25 protein-coding genes are annotated in these 21102 nt (G+C 66.7%); 13 read left to right on the top strand and 12 right to left on the bottom strand.

The genetic code is table 11. The features are described 5' to 3' along the window. The coding region (locus LQR33_RS07450) for a DUF3025 domain-containing protein (protein WP_231468203.1) at positions 1-491 on the top strand (491 nt) is incomplete at its 5' end. On the opposite strand, the gene LQR33_RS07445 is transcribed toward LQR33_RS07450, so the two are convergent. Next, positions 443-1651: a YihY family inner membrane protein gene (locus tag LQR33_RS07445; protein ID WP_231468201.1), complete on the bottom strand. Its 1209-nt coding sequence runs from the start codon at positions 1649-1651 to the stop codon at positions 443-445. The genes LQR33_RS07450 and LQR33_RS07445 overlap by 49 nt on opposite strands. Before the next feature lie 98 nt (positions 1652-1749). Between LQR33_RS07445 and wrbA the strand changes: the two genes are divergently transcribed. Continuing rightward, the gene (wrbA, locus tag LQR33_RS07440) at positions 1750-2346 is read left to right on the top strand and encodes an NAD(P)H:quinone oxidoreductase (protein ID WP_231468199.1); all 597 of its coding nucleotides are present in this window, start codon (positions 1750-1752) and stop codon (positions 2344-2346) included. A 452-nt stretch (positions 2347-2798) separates the two neighbouring features. Here the strand turns inward: wrbA and LQR33_RS07435 are convergent, their stop codons facing one another. Then, complete coding sequence (locus tag LQR33_RS07435; protein ID WP_221667609.1) at positions 2799-3572, bottom strand: AraC family transcriptional regulator; 774 nt, start codon at positions 3570-3572, stop codon at positions 2799-2801. A 96-nt stretch (positions 3573-3668) separates the two neighbouring features. Here LQR33_RS07435 and LQR33_RS07430 point away from each other — a divergent pair, with 96 nt between their 5' ends. From LQR33_RS07430 to LQR33_RS07400, 7 genes are all read left to right on the top strand, one after another. Further along, the gene (locus tag LQR33_RS07430; protein WP_166439403.1) at positions 3669-4868 is read left to right on the top strand and encodes an MFS transporter; all 1200 of its coding nucleotides are present in this window, start codon (positions 3669-3671) and stop codon (positions 4866-4868) included. Between the two features lie 89 nt (positions 4869-4957). Continuing rightward, the gene (gene asnB, locus LQR33_RS07425; RefSeq protein ID WP_231468197.1) at positions 4958-6814 is read left to right on the top strand and encodes an asparagine synthase (glutamine-hydrolyzing); all 1857 of its coding nucleotides are present in this window, start codon (positions 4958-4960) and stop codon (positions 6812-6814) included. Positions 6815-7024: 210 nt separating this feature from the next. Then, positions 7025-7570 (top strand): iron transporter, encoded by a 546-nt coding sequence (locus LQR33_RS07420; protein WP_166439405.1) that lies wholly within the window; start codon positions 7025-7027, stop codon positions 7568-7570. 101 nt (positions 7571-7671) lie between these two features. Then, positions 7672-8007 (top strand): cupredoxin domain-containing protein, encoded by a 336-nt coding sequence (locus tag LQR33_RS07415; protein WP_021476859.1) that lies wholly within the window; start codon positions 7672-7674, stop codon positions 8005-8007. A gap of 19 nt (positions 8008-8026) precedes the next feature. After that, positions 8027-8851, top strand: a complete 825-nt coding sequence (locus LQR33_RS07410) for an FTR1 family iron permease (RefSeq protein ID WP_166439406.1) — start codon at positions 8027-8029, stop codon at positions 8849-8851. Continuing rightward, positions 8848-10299: a 4Fe-4S binding protein gene (locus tag LQR33_RS07405; RefSeq protein ID WP_221667611.1), complete on the top strand. Its 1452-nt coding sequence runs from the start codon at positions 8848-8850 to the stop codon at positions 10297-10299. Before LQR33_RS07410 ends, LQR33_RS07405 begins: the two co-directional genes overlap by 4 nt. A gap of 60 nt (positions 10300-10359) precedes the next feature. After that, positions 10360-11124: a substrate-binding periplasmic protein gene (locus tag LQR33_RS07400; protein ID WP_166439407.1), complete on the top strand. Its 765-nt coding sequence runs from the start codon at positions 10360-10362 to the stop codon at positions 11122-11124. Here LQR33_RS07400 and ybaK read toward each other — a convergent pair. From ybaK to LQR33_RS07375, 5 genes are all read right to left on the bottom strand, one after another. Then, entirely contained in the window at positions 11108-11587 is a 480-nt protein-coding gene (ybaK, locus tag LQR33_RS07395) for a Cys-tRNA(Pro) deacylase (protein ID WP_166439408.1), read from the bottom strand. The genes LQR33_RS07400 and ybaK overlap by 17 nt on opposite strands. A gap of 65 nt (positions 11588-11652) precedes the next feature. Next, entirely contained in the window at positions 11653-12270 is a 618-nt protein-coding gene (locus tag LQR33_RS07390) for a protein-methionine-sulfoxide reductase heme-binding subunit MsrQ (protein ID WP_205692479.1), read from the bottom strand. Further along, positions 12270-13187, bottom strand: a complete 918-nt coding sequence (msrP, locus tag LQR33_RS07385; RefSeq protein ID WP_221667612.1) for a protein-methionine-sulfoxide reductase catalytic subunit MsrP — start codon at positions 13185-13187, stop codon at positions 12270-12272. Before msrP ends, LQR33_RS07390 begins: the two co-directional genes overlap by 1 nt. Before the next feature lie 148 nt (positions 13188-13335). Continuing rightward, positions 13336-14253 (bottom strand): tRNA modification radical SAM protein MnmL/YtqA, encoded by a 918-nt coding sequence (mnmL, locus tag LQR33_RS07380; protein WP_231468195.1) that lies wholly within the window; start codon positions 14251-14253, stop codon positions 13336-13338. Between the two features lie 76 nt (positions 14254-14329). Next, positions 14330-14512, bottom strand: coding sequence for a protein MIGRI (locus LQR33_RS07375; RefSeq protein WP_221667614.1), 183 nt, complete (start codon positions 14510-14512; stop codon positions 14330-14332). 157 nt (positions 14513-14669) lie between these two features. Here LQR33_RS07375 and metX point away from each other — a divergent pair, with 157 nt between their 5' ends. The 4 genes from metX (at position 14670) to LQR33_RS07355 (ending at position 17985) form a co-directional block, all read left to right on the top strand. Further along, positions 14670-15812: a homoserine O-succinyltransferase MetX gene (metX, locus tag LQR33_RS07370; protein WP_166439412.1), complete on the top strand. Its 1143-nt coding sequence runs from the start codon at positions 14670-14672 to the stop codon at positions 15810-15812. Continuing rightward, a complete protein-coding gene (gene metW / locus LQR33_RS07365) occupies positions 15809-16402 on the top strand; it encodes a methionine biosynthesis protein MetW (RefSeq protein ID WP_021476868.1) in 594 nt (197 codons plus the stop codon). The genes metX and metW overlap by 4 nt, the downstream gene beginning before the upstream one ends. Positions 16403-16427: 25 nt before the next feature. Next, positions 16428-16616: a YqaE/Pmp3 family membrane protein gene (locus LQR33_RS07360; RefSeq protein ID WP_046156161.1), complete on the top strand. Its 189-nt coding sequence runs from the start codon at positions 16428-16430 to the stop codon at positions 16614-16616. Positions 16617-16707: 91 nt separating this feature from the next. Further along, a complete protein-coding gene (locus tag LQR33_RS07355; protein WP_166439413.1) occupies positions 16708-17985 on the top strand; it encodes an AmpG family muropeptide MFS transporter in 1278 nt (425 codons plus the stop codon). Positions 17986-17994: 9 nt separating this feature from the next. Here LQR33_RS07355 and LQR33_RS07350 read toward each other — a convergent pair whose 3' ends face one another. The 5 genes from LQR33_RS07350 to LQR33_RS07330 are packed head-to-tail and all read right to left on the bottom strand — an operon-like array spanning position 17995 to position 20922. After that, complete coding sequence (locus LQR33_RS07350) at positions 17995-18423, bottom strand: type IV pilin protein (RefSeq protein ID WP_158677403.1); 429 nt, start codon at positions 18421-18423, stop codon at positions 17995-17997. Then, entirely contained in the window at positions 18420-19055 is a 636-nt protein-coding gene (locus LQR33_RS24310; protein WP_166439414.1) for a pilus assembly PilX family protein, read from the bottom strand. Before LQR33_RS24310 ends, LQR33_RS07350 begins: the two co-directional genes overlap by 4 nt. Continuing rightward, complete coding sequence (locus tag LQR33_RS07340; protein ID WP_166439415.1) at positions 19052-19921, bottom strand: hypothetical protein; 870 nt, start codon at positions 19919-19921, stop codon at positions 19052-19054. The genes LQR33_RS24310 and LQR33_RS07340 overlap by 4 nt, the downstream gene beginning before the upstream one ends. Beyond that, entirely contained in the window at positions 19899-20393 is a 495-nt protein-coding gene (locus tag LQR33_RS07335) for a PilV family protein (protein ID WP_231468194.1), read from the bottom strand. The genes LQR33_RS07340 and LQR33_RS07335 overlap by 23 nt, the downstream gene beginning before the upstream one ends. Continuing rightward, entirely contained in the window at positions 20380-20922 is a 543-nt protein-coding gene (locus LQR33_RS07330) for a GspH/FimT family pseudopilin (protein WP_166439468.1), read from the bottom strand. The genes LQR33_RS07335 and LQR33_RS07330 overlap by 14 nt, the downstream gene beginning before the upstream one ends. Positions 20923-21102: the final 180 nt, after the last annotated feature.

The following is a 21102-nucleotide window of genomic DNA, read 5'->3' as shown; positions in this document are numbered from 1 at the left end:
GCGCGATCGCGCGCGGCGAGGCCAAGCGCGGCCCGCTGCGCGACGCCGCCACCCTGCTCGACGAATGCGGCGTCATCGTGGCCGTCGCCGATCCGCGACTGGGCCAATTGCTGGACGATATGCGCTGGCGCGAGCTGTTCATCGAGAGCCGTGACGACTGGGGACGGCGCATCGCCGCCCGCACGCTGGGCCACGCGCTGATGGAGACCGGGCTAGCGCCACACCTGGGCTGGTGCGGCAAGGCACTGATCGTGGAAGTGGGGGAGGATTTCTTCGGACTGGACGGCGACGGACAGACCGCCCTGCTGGACGCGGAACTGGCCGCACGGCTGGACGACGACGGCTTTCTCGCCAGCCCGCGCGCCTTGTGCCCGCTGCCGCTCCTGGGCATTCCGGGCTGGTGGCCGGACAACGAAGATCCGGCCTTCTACGACAATGCCGACTACTTCCGGCCGACCCGCCGCGCCAAGTCGGCCACCGTCACGGCCTGAAGCTGGTCGGTCAGCGGCCCCAGCAACTCGGCCAGGGTCTGGTCCAGCGCATCGCCGCCGCTGGCGTCTCGGCGGTAGACGAAGAGCTGGAACAGATCCGACAGATTGATGGCCGACGCGCGCCGCATCAGCACCCAGGCGTCGCCGTGGCCCTTCTGCACATAGCCGCGCAACGCCAGCCGGTCCAGCACCAGGCCCAGTTCGTCATACCCCACCTTCACCTGCTCCCGCAGCTGGCGCGGCGTCAGCGCCTCGCCGCGCTCATGGGCGGCGTCCAGCAGCAGCAACAGTTCCAGCGCGTCCTGAAAGCGTCGGTGCGGCTCGTTGCGGCGGCGCCAGGCGCCGCCCTCCCAATAAGACAGCGCCGAAGTGAACACCGCGCCGGCCAGCACCACCAGCCACAGGCAATACACCCACAGCAGGAAGATCGGCACGCTGGCGAAGGCCCCGTACACCAGCTGATAGCTGGCCACCTGGCCGATGTAGAAGCCGAAGCCCATCTTGGTCAGTTCCAGCAGCACCGCGGTGACCAGCGCGCCCCACACCGCGTGGCGGAACGGCACGAAGCGGTTGGGCACGATGCGGTACAGCAGCACCAGCACCAGCGCGGTCAGCACGATGGTGCCGCCGGCCTCCAGCAGGCTGGCCAGCAGCGGCAGGTTCTTCTCCAGCCGGGTGGCCTTGAACAGCCAGCGCCAGGACAGCAGGCTGCCGCCCAACACCAGCGGCCCCAGCGTCAGCACCGTCCAGTACACCATGCTCTGCTGCAGCCACGGCCGCCCGCGGCGCACGCCCCAGATCGCGTTGAAGGTGCGCTCGATGGTGGACATCAGCATCAGCGCGGTGACGCCCAGCATCACGATGCCGGCGGCGGTGAGCTTTTCCGCGTTGTCGGCGAACTGGCGCATGTAGACGGTGATCACCTTGCCGGCGAATTCCGGCACCAGCGTCGACAGCAGCATGATCTTGAAGCGGGCGCTGTAATCGGAAAACACCGGGAACGCCGACAGCACCGTCAGCGCGATGGTGAACAGCGGCACCAGCGCCAGCAGCGTGGTGAAAGTCAGGCTGCCTGATATCTGCAGCATGCGCAGGCAGCTCATGCGGCGCGCGATGAAGCGGGCGAAGCCGAAATAGGGTTCTAGGCGTTGGACTTGCATGGCGGCAAAGGTAATGCCAAAGCCGCCGCGAAGCAAGGGAGGCAAGACGGGCCGCTTTGCCCTATCATGCGGCGATCGAACGCAATATAGAGGTCATCATGCTAGACATCCTGGTGCTGTATTACAGCCAGCACGGCGCCACCCGCGAACTGGCCCGCCTGATCGCCCGCGGCGTGGACGGCGTGCCCGGCTGCCAGGCGCGGCTGCGCACCGTGCCCAAGGTCTCCGCCGTATGCGAGGCGGTCGAGCCGGCCATCCCCGACGGCGGCGCGCCCTATGTCGAACGACAGGACCTGATCGATTGCGCTGGCCTGGCGCTGGGCAGCCCCACCCGCTTCGGCAATATGGCGTCAGCGATGAAATACTTTCTCGACGGCACCAGCGGCGAATGGATGCAGGGCGCGCTCGCCGGCAAGCCGGCCTGCGTGTTCACCAGCACCTCGTCGCTGCACGGCGGCCAGGAAGCCACGCTGCTGACGATGATGGTGCCGCTGCTGCACCACGGCATGGTGATCGCGGGCCTGCCCTATTCCGAAGCCGCGCTGCTCGCCACCCAGACCGGCGGCACGCCGTACGGCGTCAGCCATCTGGCCGGGCCGCAGAGCGACCGGCCGATCAGCGAGCATGAGAAGGCGCTGGCCTTGGCGCAAGGCAAGCGATTGGCGGAACTGGCGGTGAAGCTGGCAGCGGGATGAATGGAACTGCCAGCAACGACGTTATCCGGAACCCGATGGGGCAAAACGCAATCGATAATGATTTGAGTCGAGTCGGCGCGCCATTTCCCCCATTCAGCGCACGCCGGCTCCGAAGCCATGTCCAAGGTTTTAAGCCGCCGGCTGTTCGACGCCCCGCGACATTAGCGCGCGGCTAGTTCCGGCGGCGCCTTGAGAATGGCTTTGGAGACGGGGTTTCGCAGCGCTGTCGGGGCGGCCTGGGATCGCCAAGACTCTAGCCGCACAGCCCCAGGCCCGTCCCTGGGCGGAACCCGCACCTAACACATCGTCCGCGCAGCGGACACAACATCGCGCGTTGCTGCGCATCCCCCTAGCCAACACGACCTGCCTACTCGGCGGTCAGCCCCGCCATGAAAAACATTCTCCGCAAAGCGGGAACAACACGGTGCGTCGCCCCTACGGGGTGACGCACCCTACGAGGCGGCGAAGAAGCTGCTCGGCGGTGCGCCCAGCTCGCGCTTGAACATGGTGGCGAAGGCGCTGGGGCTGGCGTAGCCCAGGTCCAGCGCCACCTTCAATACGCTGTCGCCGCAGGCCAGCCGCTGCAGCGCCCGCATCAGCCGCGCCTGGCGCCGCCACTGGCCGAAGCTGAGGCCGGTTTCGCGGCGGAAGCGGCGCTGCAGCGTGCGCGGGTCCAGCGCCAGCTCGCGCGCCCACTCGGCCGCGCCCCGCGCGTCGTCTGGATGCGCGAGCCAGACGTCGCACAGCTGGCGCAGCGCGGCGGACGCAGGTTGCGGCAGCGACAGCGGCAACACCGGCGCGCGGCCGATTTCCGCCAGCAGCAGATCCATCACCTTCTCGTCGCGCGAACCGGACTGGCAAACGCGCCCCACCGCCACCGCGGCGACGATCAGCTCGCGCAGCAGCGGCGACACCTCCAGCACGCAGCAGTCGGCGGGCAGGCCCTCCAGCCGGTCGCCGCGCACGTAAATGCTGCGCATCCGCACCGGGCTGACCATGCTCACCTGGTGCCAGGTGCCGATCGGCAGCCAGATGGCGCGCGTCGGCGGCACCACCCACTGGCCGCGCTCTGTGCCGACCAGCATCAGGCCCTCCACCGCGTACAAGAGCTGGGCGGTGGGATGGCGATGGCGTTCGGTTTCCTTGCCGGCCGGGTAGTCGCGCGGCTTGCCCACCACCGGCTCCAGGCCCAGGTCGAACTCGTCTCGTGGTTCCAGGCTGTCCACTCTGCCTCTTTCGATAAGATGATTGCCTCATTTTCGCAGGACTGGCGGAAACGTGCTTGCTAGCATGGTCCTACCACCCAGAATGAGTATCGCACGATGACTACCAGCAGTCCCACACTCGCCGCCGCGCAGGACCCCCGCTTCCGCGTGCTCGGCGCGATCAGTTTTTCCCATTTTCTCAATGACATGCTGCAGTCGCTGCTGGTGGCGCTATATCCGCTGCTGAAGGGCAACTACCACCTCAGCTTCGCCGAGATCGGCCTGATGACCTTCACCTACCAGTGCACCGCCTCGCTGCTGCAGCCGCTGGTGGGCATTTATACCGACAAGCGTCCCCAGCCCTACTCGCTGGTATTCGGCATGAGTTCGACGCTGATCGGCCTGCTGTTGCTGTCCAGCGCCTCCAGCTTCCCGCTGCTGCTGCTGGCCGCCGCGCTGGTGGGCACCGGCTCGTCCATCTTCCACCCGGAGTCGTCGCGGGTGGCGCGGATGGCGTCCGGCGGCCGCCCCGGCCTCGCCCAATCCATCTTCCAGGTGGGCGGCAACGCCGGCAGCGCCACCGGACCCTTGCTGGCGGCTCTGATCGTGATTCCGCTGGGCCAGCGCAGCGTGGCCTGGTTCGGCCTGGCCGCGCTGCTGGCGATGTACGTGCTGTTCCGCGTCGGCCAGTGGTACGCGCATCAGCAGCGCCAGGCCAAGAAAGCCAGCGTCGTCGCCCCGCCCGACCTGTCCTCCGCCCGGGTCAAGCTGACGCTGCTGCTATTGCTGCTGCTGGTATTCTCCAAGCACTTTTACCTCGCCAGCATCACCAGCTACTACACCTTCTACCTGATCCACCATTTCCAGGTGGGCATGCAGTCGGCGCAGCTGTATCTGTTCCTGTTCCTGTTCGCAGTGGCCGCCGGCACCGTGCTGGGCGGTCCGATCGGCGACGCCATCGGCCGCAAGCGGGTGATAGGCTTCTCCATCCTGGGCGTGGCGCCGCTGGCGCTGGCGCTGCCGCACGCCAATCTGTTCTGGACCGCCGCGCTGTCGCTGCCCATCGGCTTCATTCTGGCTTCGGCCTTCCCGGCCATCCTGATCTACGCGCAGGAGCTGCTGCCAGGCAAGGTAGGCATGGTATCCGGCATGTTCTTCGGCTTCGCCTTCGGCATCGGCGGCATCGGCGCCGCGGTGCTGGGCGAGCTGGCCGACCTCAAAGGCATCGAGTTCGTCTACCAGCTGTGCGCCTTCCTCCCCTTGCTAGGCATCGCGGCGGTGGCGCTGCCGGACCTGCATCGCAAGGCCAGGGTTTGACACCGTCCGGCGGCGCGCCGGATACTGCGCGGCATTGAAAACCCAAGCGGGGCGCCTTGCCGCCCCGCGCGTTCGGAAACGCAGTCATCATGTGTGGAATCGCCGGATTTTTCTCGCGCCGCCCCGTCAACCCCGCCGTCCCGCAAGCGATGCTGGACGAGTTGCGCCGCCGCGGCCCGGATGACGCCAGCCGGCTGCTGCTGGACGCGGCGCTGAACCCGGCCGGCGACGACGCCATCCACAACGCGATGCTGCACGCCCGCCTCGCCATCATCGACCCGCGTCCGGTGGCCAACCAGCCGATGGCCAGCGACGACGGCCAGGTCTGGATCTGCTACAACGGCGAGGTCTACGACTGGGAAGCCGGCAAGGCCGAACTGGAAGCCGGCGGCGCCGTCTTCCGCACCCATGCCGACACTGAATTCATCCTGCGCGGCTATCAGGCCTGGGGCATCGAAGGCCTGCTCGCGCGGCTGCGCGGCATGTTCGCCTTCGCCATCCTGGATTCGCGCAGCGGCAAGGTTCACCTGGCGCGCGACCGCATGGGCGAGAAGCCGCTGCTGTACTCGCTGCTGGACGGTAATTTCGCCTATGGCTCGCTGGTGCGGGCGGTGCTGCCCTTCCTGCCGGCCGAGCAGCGCGGCTTCAGCGCCGAGGCCATCGACGCCTACCTCGCCCACCGCTACATCCCGTCGCCGGCCACCGTGTTCAGCCACATCCAGCGGCTGGAAAACGGATACCGGCTGGAATTCGACCTGAACAGCCGCCAGTTGAGCAAGCAACGCTACTGGCAGCCGAAGGCGGAATCCGGCGACTGGCTGCCGGAGCTGGACCGCGCGGTGGCGATGCGCACCGTGGCCGACCGGCCGCTGGGCGTGCTGCTGTCAGGCGGCATCGACTCCACCGTGATCGCCAGCCGACTGGCCACCCAGCAGCTGACGCAATTCTCCAGCTTCACCGCCGCCTTTCCCGGCTCGGGCATGGACGAGTCCGGCGACGCCGCGGATTCCGCCCAGCGGATGGGCCTGCCCAATGTGCGAGTGGAGATGCCGGAAAACCTGGCCGCCGATTTCGATCGCATCGTCGCCGACCTGGACCAGCCTTTCGCCGATCCGTCCAGCTTCCCCACCTGGTATCTGGCGCGGGAAGTCACCCGGCACGTCAAGGTGGTGCTGGTGGGCGACGGCGGCGATGAAATGCTGGCCGGCTACAAGCGCATGGGCAAGCATCTGCGTACCCGCTGGCGGCAAAACATCCGTCTGCCGCTGCCGATCAAGCCGCAGCTGGACAGCAAGCGCGGCAAGCTGGCCACCGAACTGGCGATGGACTGGAAAAACGCCTATTCGCTGCGTTTCTCCGGCTTCACGCCGGGACAGCGCAGCTTCCTGCAAGGCGGCCGCAAACTGGAAAAGCTGTGCCATTGGCGCGCGCCCGACGACATCGGCCCGGCGCCCAAAGACGGCGCGCCCGGCCTGCACCAGCTGCTGGAGCTGGACTTCGCCAACTATCTGCCCGACTACATCCTGCAAAAGTCCGACCTGTGCACGATGGCCCACGGCCTCGAAGGCCGCGCCCCGCTGCTGGACCACCGCTTCTACCAACGTCTGCTGGCGACCTCCGCCGCCGAACGCTACACCAAGCCGGCCAAGCTGATTTTCCGCCGCGCAATCCACCCGGCGCTGCCGGCCGACTTCTTCCAGCGCAAGAAGCGCGGCTTCAACCCGCCCTTGTCCGGCTGGCTGCAAACAAGCCTGGCCCCGCGCTTCGACGACCTGGGCGCGCGGCTGGCCGCGGCCACCGAGGGGCAGTTGGACGCCGCGGCGGTGGACGCCTTCGCCCAAGCCTATCGCGACGGCGCTGGCCATCTGGCCGAGCAGATGCTGCAACTGCTGATCCTGGACCAGAGTCTGGCCCAGCTGCGGCAGCTGCGCCTAACCCTGCGCTGATCAGCGCCCCTCCTCCCGGCGGCGCCAAATCCGGCCGCCGCAGCAGTCGGCAAGACATCTGAGATGCCATTCGTGAAATAAATTGACGAATTCATATATATTCATGATTTTTCAAGTCATTTCCAGCCGACCGAGGTTTGCAAACGATAATTACTAGCATTATCATGCAGTTCAGCGGCCGGTACTGCCGCCCTACTTAATAAGGAAAACATGATGCGTCGCTTTGTCTGCCAGCTGGCTATCGCCAGCATCGCCCTGTCCGCCTCCTTCGCTGCCATGGCCAAGGAATACCCAATCGGCAAGCCTGCCCTGAAAAACGGCATGGAAATCGGTGCCGTCTACCTGCAGCCGACCAAGATGGAGCCTGAAGGCATGATGCTGAAGCCGGAAGCGTCCGACGTGCATCTGGAAGCCGACATCCACGCCACCAAGAACAACCCGAACGGCTTCGAAGAAGGCGCCTGGATGCCATACCTGGTGGTCAAGTACGAACTGACCAAGGTCGGCGGCAAGACCCAGAAGGGCGAACTGATGCCGATGGTGGCCAACGACGGCCCGCACTACGGTGACAACATCAAGCTGCAGGGCCCGGGCAAGTACAAGCTGAAGTACACCATCATGCCGCCGACCGCCAACGAGCACGCCCACTTCGGCCGCCACGTCGACAAGGAAACCGGCGTCGCCGCCTGGTTCAAGCCGTTCGACCTCAACTACGAGTTCACCTTCGCCGGCATCGGCAAGAAGGGCGGCTACTGATCCGCATAGTGAGAATGTGAACGCAAAGCATTCTTGACTGCGATACAATTGGAGACGGCGCGGGCCTGCCGCGCTGTTTCTCATTCCGGGACTCCGAAACGATGACTGTTCTGCGCCTGATGGCCGCCGCCCTGCTGGCCGGCCTGCTCTCTTCCCCGGCCTTCGCCGAAGACATGCCGGTATTCAAGCTGCAAATGAAGGACGGCCAGTTGATTCCGGCCCGCCTGGTGGTGCCGGCCAACAAGAAATTCAAGATCGAAGTGATGAATATCGGCAAAACCCCTGCCGAGTTCGAAAGTACCCCGCTGCGCAAGGAAAAGGTATTGGGCCCCGGCGCCGAATCCTTCCTGGTGTTCCAGCCGCTGGCGCCGGGCGAATACAAGTTCTTCGACGAATTCCACATGAAAACCGGCCAGGGCGTGATCGTCGCCAAGTAACACAAGAAGGTAAACGCGAATGGGACAGGTACTCTTCATCGTCTGGCGCGAAAGCGTCGAGGCGCTGCTGGTGGTCGGCATCCTCAATGCCTGGATGAACCACAACCCGGCCGGCCGCGCCGGCAAGCCCTATCTGTGGGGCGGCGTGGCGCTGGGCCTGGCGATGGCCGTGGCTTTGGCCGTGGCGCTGTTCACCGCCGGCAGCCTGATGGCCGGCGCCCAGGACTACTTCCAGACCGGCATGGTGTTCATCGCCGCCGCGCTGATCGTGCAGATGGTGCTGTGGATGCGCGAGCACGGCCGCACGCTAAAGAAAGAGCTGGAAAGCGGCTTGTCTGAAAAAGCCGCCAGCAACAACTGGTGGGGCGTGACCGTGCTGGCCGCGCTGGCCATCGCCCGCGAAGGCAGCGAAGCCGTAGTCTTCCTGTATGGCATGCTGGCCGAGGCCCAGGGCATGGAGCTCGCCAAGATGGGCGTCGCCGGCCTGATCGGCCTGCTGCTGGCCTTCCTCACCTTCTACCTGCTGCAACTAGGCGGCAAGGTGCTGTCCTGGCGGCTGTTCTTCCGCGTCACCGAGATCATGCTGCTGCTGTTGGGTGCCTCGCTGTTCCTGTCCGGCGTGGAGAAGCTGATCTCGATGGACGTGCTGCCGGCGCTGGTGGACCCGCTGTGGGACAGCTCGGCGCTGCTTGACGACATGAGCCCCTTCGGCGGCGTGGTGGCCGCGCTGACCGGCTACCGCTCGCACCCGGCGCTGACCAGCCTGATCGCCTACGCGCTGTTCTGGGCGGCGATCTGGTCGCTGTTCCAGTGGCGCAACCGCCGCCAGGCCGTCGCCGCATGAAATCCGGCCGCGCCCAGCGCCCGCCGCAACGGGTGATTCCCATCGTCGCCGCCCCGTCAGGCGGCGGCTCCTGTAGCCCTGAGCGGCAGCCGCGCGGCATGCTGGCGCTCGCGGGCGCCTGGCTGCGCGACCACGCCGCCCTGCTGCGCAAGCTGCAATGGGCGGTGGTGCTGGTCTACGCTTTCCTGCTGATCATCCCCGCCTGCCTGTCCTTACCTGAAGACACCGCGCGGATGTGGGACAACCTGACCATCTTCGCCCAGTTCGTGTTTTGGGGCATCTGGTGGCCGTTCGTGCTGCTGTCGATGGTGCTGTTCGGCCGGCTGTGGTGCGGCGTGCTGTGCCCGGAGGGCGCCTTGTCTGAATGGGCGGCGCGCAAGGGCATGGGCAAGCCGATTCCACGCTGGATGCGCTGGGGCGGCTGGCCTTTCGTCGCCTTCGTCCTCACCACTGTCTACGGCCAGCTGGTCAGCGTCTACCAATACCCGAAAGCCGCGCTCTTGGTGCTGGGCGGCTCCACCGTGGCCGCCATCGCCGTCGGTTTCATCTACACCCGCGGCAAGCGCGCCTGGTGCCGCCACCTGTGCCCGGTCAACGGCGTGTTCGGCCTCTTGTCCAAGCTGGCGCCGCTGTACTACCGCGTCGACGAGGCCGCCTGGAAAGCCTCGCATGAACGAACGCCGGCCGTCGACTGCGCGCCGCTGCAGCCGCTGCGGCATATGCAGGGCGGCAGCGGCTGCCATATGTGCGGCCGCTGCAGCGACCACCGCGGCGCGATCGAACTGAGCCTGCGCTCGTCCAGCGACGAGGTGGTGCGCGTGGCGGAGAAGGAAGCCGACGGCTGGCAGACCGCGCTGATCGTCTACGGCCTGCTCGGCGTGGCGATGGGTGCCTTCCACTGGACCATGAGCCCCTGGTTCGTCGCGCTGAAACAGGCCGCGGCGGAATGGCTGGTGGACCGCGACATCATGTGGCCGCTGGACACCGAGGCGCCGTGGTGGCTGCTCACCCATTACCCGCAGCACAACGACGTGTTCTCCTGGCTGGACGGCGCGTCGCTGATCGCCTACGTCGCCGCCACCGCGCTGGTGCTCGGCACCGGCATCCTAATCTCGCTGGCGCTGGCGGTGATCGCGTCCGGCCGCTGGCGAACCCAACGACTGCACCACCTGGCGCAGGCGCTGATCCCGCTGGCCGGCTGCGGCGTGTTCCTCGGCCTGTCGGCGCTGACGGTGACGCTGCTGAAAACCGAAGGCTTCGGCATGCACTGGGTCAACGACGCGCGCCTGGCCCTGCTGGCGGGGGCTAATCTGTGGGCGCTGCGCCTGGCGTTCGGCATCCTGTCGCGCTGGAATGGCGGCCTGCGCCGCTGGACCGCGCTACTGCCGTTCTGCGGCGCGCTGGCGTTGGTGGACTGCGCCTGGGGCTTCATGTTCTGGTGGTGGTAAAACCTTGGTAGGGGGATGACACTGTGCGATAACTACAGTGTCCCCCCGCTAGGAAAAGCCATGTGGCGTCTGCTGCTATCCGCTATCGCCTTGTCCTTAGCCTGCCGCGCCCAAGCTGCCGAGCAAACAGTGGACCTGGCCACCGGGGAGTGGCCGCCCTACGTATCCCAGCAACTCCCGGAACAGGGCGTGTTCGCCGAGATCGTCCGCGAGGCCTTCCGCCGCGCCGGCTACCAGGCCCGCATGTCCTTCCAGAGCTGGCCGCAAACAGAGCTGCTGACCAAATCCGGCAAGGCCGCCGCCGCCTTCCCCTACCGCCCGACGCCCGAGCGGGAAAAGGACTTCGACTTTTCCGTTCCGCTGATGCACTCCACCAGCTACCTGTTCTATCACAAACCCCACCTGCCGAACCCACCGCAACAGTTCCAGTCGCTGGATGAGTTGCGAAGCTATCGCATCGCCATACAACTGGGCTACTGGTATCTGCCGCTGTTCCAGCGGCACCGACTCAACACGCTGATGACCAGCGACGAGACCAACGCGCTGCGGCAGCTCTACCTGGGGCATCTCGACTTGGTGCCCATGGTGCTGGAGCGCGGACTCTACCAGATCCACCACGTTTTCCCGGGGCGCGAGAAAGAGTTTAGCTACATATCAACCCCACTGGACAAAGAAACGGCGCTGGCGCTGATGTTCTCCCGCAGCTATCCGCAGGCGGCGAAAATACGCGAGGACTTCGGTCGGGCGCTGGCGCAGATGGAGAAGGACGGCAGCCTGAAGGCGATCTACCAGCGCCACTTCCCCGAGGCTACGCCGCCGCGTTGACCAGGGTAGGGTTCAGCACGCGGATCACGTCGCGCGGGCTGACGCCGATCAGGAAGCCGCGCTTGCCGCCGTTGATGTAGATGGTATCGAGTTCGGCGATGCCTGCCTCCATATACACCGGCATCGGGTGGCGGGTGCCGAAGGGGCTGGTGCCGCCCACCTGGTAACCGCTGTGCTTGTCGGCGGTCTTGGGATCGCAGGGATGGATCTTCTTGGCGCCGATCTGCTTGGCCAGCATGCCGGTTCCCACCTCGCAGTCGCCGTGCATCAGCACGATCAGCGGACGCTTGTTCTCATCCTCCATGATCAGCGTCTTCACCACGCAGTGCTCGTCGACGCCCAGCTCGCGCGCCGACACCGTGGTGCCGCCCTTGTCCTCGTACTTGTACAGGTGTTCGGTGTAATCGACCTTGTGCTCGCGCAGCACGCGGACGGCCTGGGTGACGGGGGCCTTGCTGGACATGACGTTCTTTCCGATGCGAAACGCCACACTTTAAAACCCAGCCGCCCCCTTGCCAAGCGGCGGGATCAAGCCTTGCGCGCGCGCCACCACAACCGCAGCCCCAACAGCACGGCCAGCGCGGCGGCGTAGATCAGCGGCTGGGTGATGTCCTTCTTCACCAGCCACCAGTAATGAGTGACCGCCAGGATGGCCACCGGGTAGACCAGCCGGTGCAGCTTGCCCCAGTTGCGCTTCAGGCGCCGCATCCAGCCCTGGGTGGAAGTCAGCGCCAGCGGCGACATCAGCACGATGGCGGCGAAGCCGACGGTGATGAACGGCCGCTTGGCGATGTCCTTCAGGATGTGATGCCAGTCGAAGAACTGGTCCAGCCAAACATAGGTGGTGAAATGCAGGCTGGCGTAGAAAAAGGCGAACAGGCCCAGCATGCGCCGGCATTTCAGCGGCCAGGCCTGGCCGGTGAGGCGGCGCAGCGGCGTCATCGCCAGCGTGGCCAGCAGCCACACCAGCGTCCAGGTGCCGGTGGAGCGGGTGATGAACTCCACCGGATTCACCGCCTCCCCCATCAGCACGATCCACGCCGCACGCATGAGCGGCAACAGGCAGGCGATGAACAGCAGGACCTTGCCGGCGGCGAGGCGGCGGTCGGCCGCGGAGGCGGGCAGTTTCATGCGCAGCGTCGTCATCAAAAGTTCTTCCTCAGATCCATGCCGCGGTACAGGCCGGCCACCTGCTCGGCGTAGCCGTTGAAAGGCAATGTTTTGCGCTTGAAGAATTCGCCGATGCGGCGCTCGGAAGCCTGGCTCCAGCGCGGGTGGTCGACATCCGGATTCACATTGGAATAGAAGCCGTACTCATGGGCGTTGGCCATATTCCAGCTGGTGGCCGGCATCGTTTCCTGCAGCCGGATGCGCACGACGGACTTGATGCTCTTGAAGCCATATTTCCACGGCACCACCAGCCGGATCGGCGCGCCGTTCTGATTGGGCAGCGCATTGCCGTACAGGCCGACGGCGAGGATGGCCAGCGGATGCATCGCCTCGTCGATGCGCAAGCCCTCGCGGTACGGCCAGTCCAGCACCGCCTGGCGCTGGCCCGGCATCTCGCTCGGCCGCTGCAGCGTCTCGAACGACACGTACTTGGCGCGCGAGGTGGGATTCATCTGCTTGATCAGGCTGGCGAGCGGAAAGCCCACCCAGGGAATGACCATGCTCCAGCCTTCGACGCAGCGCAGCCGGTAGACGCGCTCTTCCAGCGGAAACTTCAGCAACTCCTCGATGGAGAAGCGGCGCGGCTTGGCCACCTCGCCGTCCACCAGCACGCTCCACGGCCGGGTGCGCAACGTGTGCGCGTTCTCCGCCGGATCGGACTTGTCGGTGCCGAACTCGTAGAAATTGTTGTAGCTGGTGATGTCTTTCAGGCTGTTGAGCTTGTCGTTGCCGGCCAGCTGAGACAGCGGGCTCTTCTTGGCGGCCAGGCCGGCCAATGTCTCCGCCGACAGCAGCAGGCCGGCGGCGCCGGCCATGAATTGGCGGCGATTGAAATACACCGATTCGCTGGTGATGTCCGACGGCAAATGGTCGGCGGGTTTCCTGATCAGCATGGCGGCTCTCCTGTCGTTTCCATTTGGTCGAACAATCCTCCGGATTCTGACAGTAGCGCATGTAAACAGTTTTGTCCGGCCAAGCCGCGCTAACAAAACCTCGCAAAATACCTGAGCCAAGGCCTGCCGGCGCCAGACGCGCGCGATGCTAAGGCCGCCATTCGCGGCCAAGCGCGCCCCCCTGCCCGCCGTTCCGCGCCAATCGCTCGCCTATCGCCTGCAAGGCCGCCCAGCGCGGGCCGCACCAATCCGGCGCGATCAGCGTCGGCGCCTGGGCGGTGGCGGAAATCCGGTGATAAACCACCTCCGGCGGCGTATGGCGGATCAGATCGGCGGCGAGTTCGGCGTAGGCGTCCAGATTCATCGGCGCGATCTCGCCGCGCCGGTATTGCGCCGCCATCCGGCTGCCGCGGACTATCATCAGCGGGTGCAGCTTCACCCCCTCCACGCCGATGTCCAGCACCGTCCGCAGGGTCTCATGCGCATCATCGGCGCTCTCTCCGGGCAGGCCGGCGATCAGATGCGCGCACACCTTGAGGCCGCGCGCATGGGCGCGGGCGACGGCGTCGCGATAGTCGGCCAGCCCATGGCCGCGGCGGATCAAGGTCTGGGTGCGGTCATGCGCGGTCTGCAACCCCAGCTCCAGCCATACCTCGGCGCCGCCATCCTGGTACGAGGCCAGCAAGTCCAGCGCGGCGTCCGGCACGCAATCTGGCCGGGTGCCGACGCACAGGCCCGCCACATCGGCCGCCGCCATCGCCTCGTCGTACAGCGCGCGCAGCGTCTCCACCTCGGCATAGGTGCTGGTATAAGCCTGAAAATAGGCGAGATAACGCCGGGCGCGGCCGGTCTTGGTCTTTTCCCGCGCGATCTGCGCGGCGATGGACAGGCTGGCGGCCTCGCGTCCGAAGCTGCGCACATTGCAGAAGGTGCAGCCGCCACGCCCCAGCGTGCCGTCGCGGTTGGGACAGGTGAAATCGCCGGCCAGCGACAGTTTGTGCACAGTCTCGCCGAAGCGGCGTTTCAGATAATGGCCGAAAGTGTGGATATGGCGGGTGAGATCCATCGCGCTGCAGACAAAAGGCCGCAGTCTAGCGCCGAGCCGGCGGCGGCTGAATGCGCGCGATCAAGGACTGGTTGATTCAGATATTGCGCCAGCCCAGCCAGTACAGCACGCAGAACAGGCCGGCGCTGATCAACAGCGCGATGGCCAGCGCGGAAATGAGCTCATGCAGGTTGCGCCGCTGGCTGGGCTTGAGAAACCAGCGGGCGACCGCCCAGGCCAGCAGGCACAGCGCGAAGAATTTGAACAGACGTCCGAACATGATGGGGACCGTGGCGGAAACCCGGCCGATTATCCCGGCGCGCCATACTCCCGCGCAAGCTTATGTTATGGATATAATCGACCGGTAGCCGCAGGAGACCGCATCCAGACCAGCCCCGGCAGAGGGCGGCGGACGCGGACAAATAGAAGAGGCCCTAATGACCGACACCAACTGTTCGGTAGGCATCGTCGCGGCCCAGGATGCCGCATTCGATGCCCCCCTGCCGCTCGCCAGCGGCGCCGCGCTGCCCGGCTATCAGCTGCGCTTCGAAACCTATGGCGAACTCAACGCCGACAAGAGTAACGCCATCCTGATCTGCCACGCGCTGTCCGGCCACCACCACGTCGCCGGACGCTACCGCGACGACGACAAGGCGCTAGGCTGGTGGGACAATATGATAGGCCCCGGCAAGCCGATAGACACCCGACGTTTTTTCGTGGTCGGCGTCAACAACCTGGGCGGCTGCCACGGCAGCACTGGCCCTTCCAGCGTCAATCCGGCCACCGGCCAGCCATGGGGCTCGGCCTTCCCGGTGGTGACGGTGCCGGACTGGGTGACGTCGCAGGCGCGGCTGGCCGACCGGCTGGGCATAGACCGCTGGGCGGCGGTGATCGGCGGCTCGCTGGGCGGCATGCAGGCGCTGCACTGGAGCATCGCCTACCCGCAGCGCGTCGCCCACGCGCTGGTGATCGCCTCCGCTCCCAAGCTGTCGGCGCAGAACATCGCCTTCAACGACGTGGCGCGCCAAGCCATTCTCACCGATCCGGAATTCCATGGCGGCGATTTCTACCAGCAAAACGCCATCCCCCGCCGCGGCCTCCGGCTGGCGCGGATGCTAGGCCACATCACCTATCTGTCCGACGACGGCATGGGCGAGAAATTCGGCCGCATGCTGCGCTCCGGCGAATACCGCTTCGGCTACGACGTGGAATTCGAGATCGAGAGCTATCTGCGCTACCAGGGCGACAAGTTTTCCGACTACTTCGACGCCAACACTTATCTGCTGATGACCAAGGCGCTCGATTACTTCGACCCGGCCAAGGACTGCGGCGGCGATCTGGCTGCGGCATTGAAGCCGGCCCAGGCGCAATTCATGGTGGCCAGCTTCACCAGCGACTGGCGCTTCTCGCCGGAGCGCTCGCGCGAGACGGTAAAGGCGCTGATCGCCGCCGGCAAGCGCGTCAGCTACGCCGAGATCGAATCGACGCATGGGCACGACGCCTTCCTGATGACCGACCAACCGTATGTGGACCTGATGCGCGCCTACCTGGACCGCGTGGCCAAGGAGGTGAACGCATGAAACCACTGACTCTCCGTCCCGACCTGCGGATGATCTACGACTGGATATCGCCCAGCAGCCGGGTGCTGGACCTGGGCTGCGGCCAGGGCGAACTATTGGCGGCGCTGCAAGATGGCAAACAGGTGCAAGGCTACGGCGTGGACTTCGACGTCGCCAACGTGGTGCGCTGCGTCGCAGCCGGCGTCAACGCGGTGCAGGGCGACCTGGAAACCGGCCTGTGCGAGTTCGGCGACCAACGCTTCGACCACGTGGTGCTGTCGCAGACCATCCAGGCGATGCGCCACACCGAGGCCATCCTCAACGAGATGCTGCGCGTCGGCCGCGAAGCCATCGTCACCTTCCCCAATTTCGGCTACTGGCAGAACCGGCTGCAGATCCTGAAGGGCCACATGCCGGTGTCCGACACCATCCCCTACCAGTGGTACGACACCCCCAACATCCACTGGTGCATGCTGGGCGACTTCGAGGAACTCTGCGCCAAGAACGGCATCCGAGTGGTGCAGAGGGTGGTCATGGACAAGGGCAAGCGGGTATCCTTGCTGCCTAACCTGCGCGGCAGCCTGGCGTTTTACCGGGTGGCCCGCGACTGATTCCGCCTCGCACAAGGAGAGACGCATGCGCCTGTTGTTGGCCATTTTCCTGCCCTGGCTGCAGTTTTTCACCATAGGCCGGCCTTTCGCCGGCGTGATCTGCCTGATCCTGCAACTGACGCTGATCGGCTGGCTGCCGGCCGCGCTGTGGTCGGTGTACGCGCTCAGCCAGTACAAGACCGACCAAAAGATAGAGCAGGCGCTGCGGCGCTGACCCCGCCCCGGCGGACCCCGCGTCCGCCTCCGCCGACATCCGCCCGCGCCACTCGCGCGGGCGGCCCGTCCACCACCACGACAACAAGCACATGACCCTGGCCACCATCAACTGGCGGCGCGACGTGTTCTCGCGCACCATGCTCGTCTGCGTGTTCACCGGCTTCGCCTCCGGCCTGCCGCTATACACCCTGATCAACCTGTTGCCGGCCTGGCTGCGCAGCGAAGGCGTCGATCTCAAATCCATCGGCCTGTTCGCGCTGATCGGCCTGCCCTACACCTGGAAATTCCTGTGGTCGCCGCTGCTGGACCGCTACGCGCTGCCGCTGTTGGGTCGCCGCCGCGGCTGGATGCTGGCCACCCAGCTGGCGCTGCTGGGCAGCCTGGCGCTGCTGGGACTGTTCGATCCAAGGCAGGACATCTGGAGCATCGCCGGGCTGGCGCTAGCGGTAGCTTTCTTCTCCGCCAGCCAGGACATCGTGCTGGACGCCTTCCGCCGCGAGATCCTCAGCGACGTCCAGCTGGGTCTGGGCAACACTGTGCACATCAACGCCTACCGGTTGGCCGGCCTGGTGCCTGGCTCGCTGTCGCTGATCCTGGCCGACCACCTGGACTGGGGCAGCGTGTTCGTGGTCACCGCGCTGTTCATGCTGCCCGGCGCGCTGATGACGCTGATGGTGAAAGAGCCCGCCCAGGCTCCTGGCAGCCCGAAAACGCTGCGCGAAGCGGTGGTGGAGCCCTTCCACGAATTCCTCACCCGCCAGGGCTGGCAGGGCGCGCTGTGGATACTGGGCTTCATCTTCCTGTACAAGCTGGGCGACAGCATGGCCACCTCGCTGGCGACGCCATTCTATCTCGACATGGGTTACGCCAAGTCGCAGATCGGCCTGGTGGCCAAGCACGCGGCGCTATGGCCGGCGGTGATAGGCGGCCTGCTGGGCGGCCTGTGGATGATCAAGCTGGGCATCAACCGCGCGCTGTGGGCCTTCGGCGTGGTGCAGGTGGTATCGATTCTGGGCTTCGCCTGGCTGTCCAGCTACGGACGCTTCGGCAGCGTCGGCGCGACGGAGCTGTCCATGCTCGCGGTGGTGATCGCCTTTGAGGCGCTGGGCGTCGGCCTCGGCACCGCGGCCTTCGTCGCCTTCATCGCCCGCAGCACCCACCCGGCCTACACCGCCACCCAGTTCGCGCTGTTCACCAGCCTGGCGGCGGTGCCCCGCACGCTGGCCAACGCCGCCACCGGCTACATCGTCGACTCGGTGGGCTGGACCTCGTTCTTCTTCCTGTGCACGGCGCTGGCGCTGCCCGGGATGATGCTGCTGGTCAAAGTGGCGCCGTGGGGCGACGACCCCGAACCGCAGAAAACCTGAGCCGCTGAGCTAGAGCCGGCAATTCTCGACGCCATCCTCCTGCCGGCACTGGCGGATGTTGCCGTCCTGATCCAGCTTCAGCAGCCACTCCTCCAGGCCCGATCCGGTTTTGGCCCTGGCCTCGATGATGAAGCTGGCTTGATCGATATTGTCCGAGGACGGTCCGGCGCTGCTGAAGCCGATCACGAAGGCGCCGGTTTCCAGCACCGGCAGCGGCGGCCAGGATAGCGGTCCTTCCTGGTGGTAGACGCCGCGCAGTTGGTACCAGCGCTGCATGAAGTGGCCGTTTTCCATCAGGGCCGCCCTGGCCTCTTCCATCCGCGCCCGCTGCAGGTACTGCCGATAACTCGGCACCGCCAGCGCCAGCAGGATGGCCAGAATGGCCATACAGCCCGCCAGCTCCATCAGGCTGAATCCCTGCCCCAGTCCCCGCTTCACTCCGCCACCTCGCGCCAGTCCAGCCGCCGCCCTTCGTCCGCATCCTGGCCCACCCGATACCAGCTTTGCAGCGTCACCACGCTGAGCGGATGATGGCCCCAGGCGCGCACCGTGATCCGGTACAGCCTGTCCTTGGCCGCGTCGCCGAAACGCGGGTCGACCAGTTCCACCACATAGCGCGGATTGGCCCAGCTGAGCGCGCCGCCGCGCACCCGCTGCGGGCAGCCGGTCTGCGGCAATCCCGGTTCCAGCGCGTATTCGCGGCTGTTGCCGCAGGGATGCAGCAGCGGCTGGCCGCCGACGCGGCGCCGGTGAGGCGGAGCCATCGGCTCGCACAGGCCCTTGCCTTCGGTCCCCTCGCAACTGGGCGGGAACAGCCTGCCCTCCCCATATAGCTTCGCCGGATCGGCGGCATCCAGCCCCAGGCGGCGGTCCATCCGCCACACCCACTGCTCCGCCCCCGACAAGGCCTGGCGGGCCTGCATCTCGGCCCGCTGCCTGTCCTGGGCGTTGGCCGCCAGCCGGCCCGCGCCGGTCAGCTGGCGCGACGAGCTCAGCACCAGCAAGCCCAGCACCGCCAGCAGCGACATCACCAGCGGCAGCGCGCCGCCGCCCAGGCGCCGCGCGTTCACGGCGACACCCCGCAAGACGGAACCGGCTCCAACGCCAGATCCAGACTCAACACACTCACCTCGTTCTCCTTGTCGTCGGGATACCATGCCAAACTCACACGGGCCGCCTGCGGCGATAGCCCGGAAGGCCACTGCGACGCTTCCCGCCAGCTCCAGCGGGCGGACTCGCCGCAACCGTCCCGCGCCAGCAGCCGCAAGCCCAGGCTTTGCACGCCTTCCAGCAAAACCCTCTCCCCGCCATCGGCCAATCCGCCTTCGACGTCGCGCGCCAGCAACCGATGGCCGCGCGCGGCTGCCTCCAGACGGTAGCGCCGCTCCCTCGGCAGCCACAGCTGCAGCGAGGACAGGTGTACGCCCTCCGCCCGCGGCGACACCGGCAACGGCGGCGTCAGCGCCAGTTCCGGCGCGCCGGCTCCGCCTCGCCAGTGCGCGCGACTCCCCTGCAGCGCATAGCCGCCGCCGCAACTGCCCAGCCAGACGCTGGACCACGGCCGCCAGACCTCTGGCGGCTGCGGCGCCAAGCTCACGCCGGCCAAGTCGTCTCCGGACCGGCTGACACGGATGATCTCCAGCTCCCGCCCCGGCAATTGCAGCCGCCATTCTCCGGCGGCGAAATCCCCGGCCCGCCATGGCAGCGATCGGCAACCCGAACGCCCATGGCCGGCGAGATCCCTCGCCAGTTGCCGCAAGACCCAGCGCGCATCCTGGCTCCGGCTCAACCTTTGCTCGGCCACGCTCGCTCCGCGTTGCACCGCGGCCAGCGCCGTCAGCGACAACACCAGCACCAGCGACGTCAGCGCCGCCGCCAGCAACACGCTCAGCAGCAGGGCGCCGCGTTGCCGCTCAGGGCCGCAGCGGCCAGACACCCGCGTGCTCCCGCCAGCCGCCGTCCAGCCGGGTACGCCATGCCACCCGTATCGCCAGCTCTCCTTTGCCGTCGCAGCCCGGCTTGCCCAGCGTCGGCCGCACCCGGCTGTCGCCGCGGCACACGACACCGCGCGCCTGCTCGCTCCGGCCTGCCTGGCCCAACTCGCGCTTGAAGCGGGCAAGATTAGCGTCGGCGAGCTGCTGCGCCGAGCAACTGGCCGCGCAGGCGCCGCCGGCGCGATGGTCGTCGTAGCCCTGTTCCAGATACAGCGGCCACAGGCTTTCCGGACTGGCCAGGATGGCGCTGGAGAGATTGGCGGCCGCGTCGCCGATGCGGCTGCTCAGCTCGGTTTCCCGCGCATGCAGCAAGGCCCGCGCCTGGACTCCGCTCAACGCCAGCACCGCCACCATCCAGATCAGCAATGCGACCAGCGCCTCGACCAGGCTGAATCCCCGCTCAGGCGCAGGCATCGCCCACCTCCCCCAGCCGGGCGCGGCCATTGGCCGCCACAGTCAGCGTCAGGCATTGGCTGCGGCCATTCAGATAGAAATGCATCGCCTTCGATGCCTGCAGCCGTCCCTCGGCCGTCAGCGCCAGTTGCCTGGCATCCGCGCGCACCGCCACCCGGTCGCCATCGAACATCGCCAGGCGCAGGCGCTCGCCGCTGTCGTAATAGCCGTTGGCCGCGCCCTGATCCGCATACACCAGCACGCCCTCGGGCCAGGATTGTCCGCTGCCGCCTTCCGGCGGCAGGCAGCCCTGCAACTCGCGGTTCACTTTCAGATTGGCCGCGCACAGATACACCGGCCGGTTAAGCCGCAAGGCCTCCGCGCGCGCATGCTCCAGGCAACCCATCAACGCCATCGCCTGGCCGCGCAGCCGTTGCCGCTCCACCGCCTGTCCCAGCGCGGGCAGGGCCAGGCATGCGCCGATGGCGGCGATCGCCAGCGCGACCATCATTTCCAGCAAGCTCAGTCCAGCCTGACGCGGCTTGTCCATCGCGCGCCCCGTTCCGATATGGGAAGTCTCCAGTCTGAGAGCGCCTACGCCAATGCTCAGCGCCGCCTGTACCAAAGCCGGAGCCGCCGCGCGGCGCTCATATCCGAAAGTGCAGGTCGGCGCTGACGCAAAAACAAAACGGCGCCGAATGGCGCCGTTCCGGACGGATGCGATGGATGC

Origin of the sequence: Chromobacterium piscinae (assembly GCF_021129175.1) — a bacterium.
Classification (GTDB): domain Bacteria; phylum Pseudomonadota; class Gammaproteobacteria; order Burkholderiales; family Chromobacteriaceae; genus Chromobacterium; species Chromobacterium piscinae.
Note: the sequence above shows the minus strand (reverse complement) of the source record. Positions and strands in the feature narration are given on the sequence as shown.

Coding starts and splice junctions, on each gene's coding strand:
- LQR33_RS07445 (WP_231468201.1), bottom strand. CDS start 1,651: ATGCAAGTCCAACGCCTAGAACCCTATTTCGGCTTCGCCCGCTTCATC.
- wrbA (WP_231468199.1), top strand. CDS start 1,750: ATGCTAGACATCCTGGTGCTGTATTACAGCCAGCACGGCGCCACCCGC.
- LQR33_RS07430 (WP_166439403.1), top strand. CDS start 3,669: ATGACTACCAGCAGTCCCACACTCGCCGCCGCGCAGGACCCCCGCTTC.
- asnB (WP_231468197.1), top strand. CDS start 4,958: ATGTGTGGAATCGCCGGATTTTTCTCGCGCCGCCCCGTCAACCCCGCC.
- LQR33_RS07420 (WP_166439405.1), top strand. CDS start 7,025: ATGATGCGTCGCTTTGTCTGCCAGCTGGCTATCGCCAGCATCGCCCTG.
- LQR33_RS07415 (WP_021476859.1), top strand. CDS start 7,672: ATGACTGTTCTGCGCCTGATGGCCGCCGCCCTGCTGGCCGGCCTGCTC.
- LQR33_RS07410 (WP_166439406.1), top strand. CDS start 8,027: ATGGGACAGGTACTCTTCATCGTCTGGCGCGAAAGCGTCGAGGCGCTG.
- LQR33_RS07405 (WP_221667611.1), top strand. CDS start 8,848: ATGAAATCCGGCCGCGCCCAGCGCCCGCCGCAACGGGTGATTCCCATC.
- LQR33_RS07400 (WP_166439407.1), top strand. CDS start 10,360: ATGTGGCGTCTGCTGCTATCCGCTATCGCCTTGTCCTTAGCCTGCCGC.
- ybaK (WP_166439408.1), bottom strand. CDS start 11,587: ATGTCCAGCAAGGCCCCCGTCACCCAGGCCGTCCGCGTGCTGCGCGAG.
- LQR33_RS07390 (WP_205692479.1), bottom strand. CDS start 12,270: ATGACGACGCTGCGCATGAAACTGCCCGCCTCCGCGGCCGACCGCCGC.
- msrP (WP_221667612.1), bottom strand. CDS start 13,187: ATGCTGATCAGGAAACCCGCCGACCATTTGCCGTCGGACATCACCAGC.
- mnmL (WP_231468195.1), bottom strand. CDS start 14,253: ATGGATCTCACCCGCCATATCCACACTTTCGGCCATTATCTGAAACGC.
- LQR33_RS07375 (WP_221667614.1), bottom strand. CDS start 14,512: ATGTTCGGACGTCTGTTCAAATTCTTCGCGCTGTGCCTGCTGGCCTGG.
- metX (WP_166439412.1), top strand. CDS start 14,670: ATGACCGACACCAACTGTTCGGTAGGCATCGTCGCGGCCCAGGATGCC.
- metW (WP_021476868.1), top strand. CDS start 15,809: ATGAAACCACTGACTCTCCGTCCCGACCTGCGGATGATCTACGACTGG.
- LQR33_RS07360 (WP_046156161.1), top strand. CDS start 16,428: ATGCGCCTGTTGTTGGCCATTTTCCTGCCCTGGCTGCAGTTTTTCACC.
- LQR33_RS07355 (WP_166439413.1), top strand. CDS start 16,708: ATGACCCTGGCCACCATCAACTGGCGGCGCGACGTGTTCTCGCGCACC.
- LQR33_RS07335 (WP_231468194.1), bottom strand. CDS start 20,393: ATGCCTGCGCCTGAGCGGGGATTCAGCCTGGTCGAGGCGCTGGTCGCA.
- LQR33_RS07330 (WP_166439468.1), bottom strand. CDS start 20,922: ATGGACAAGCCGCGTCAGGCTGGACTGAGCTTGCTGGAAATGATGGTC.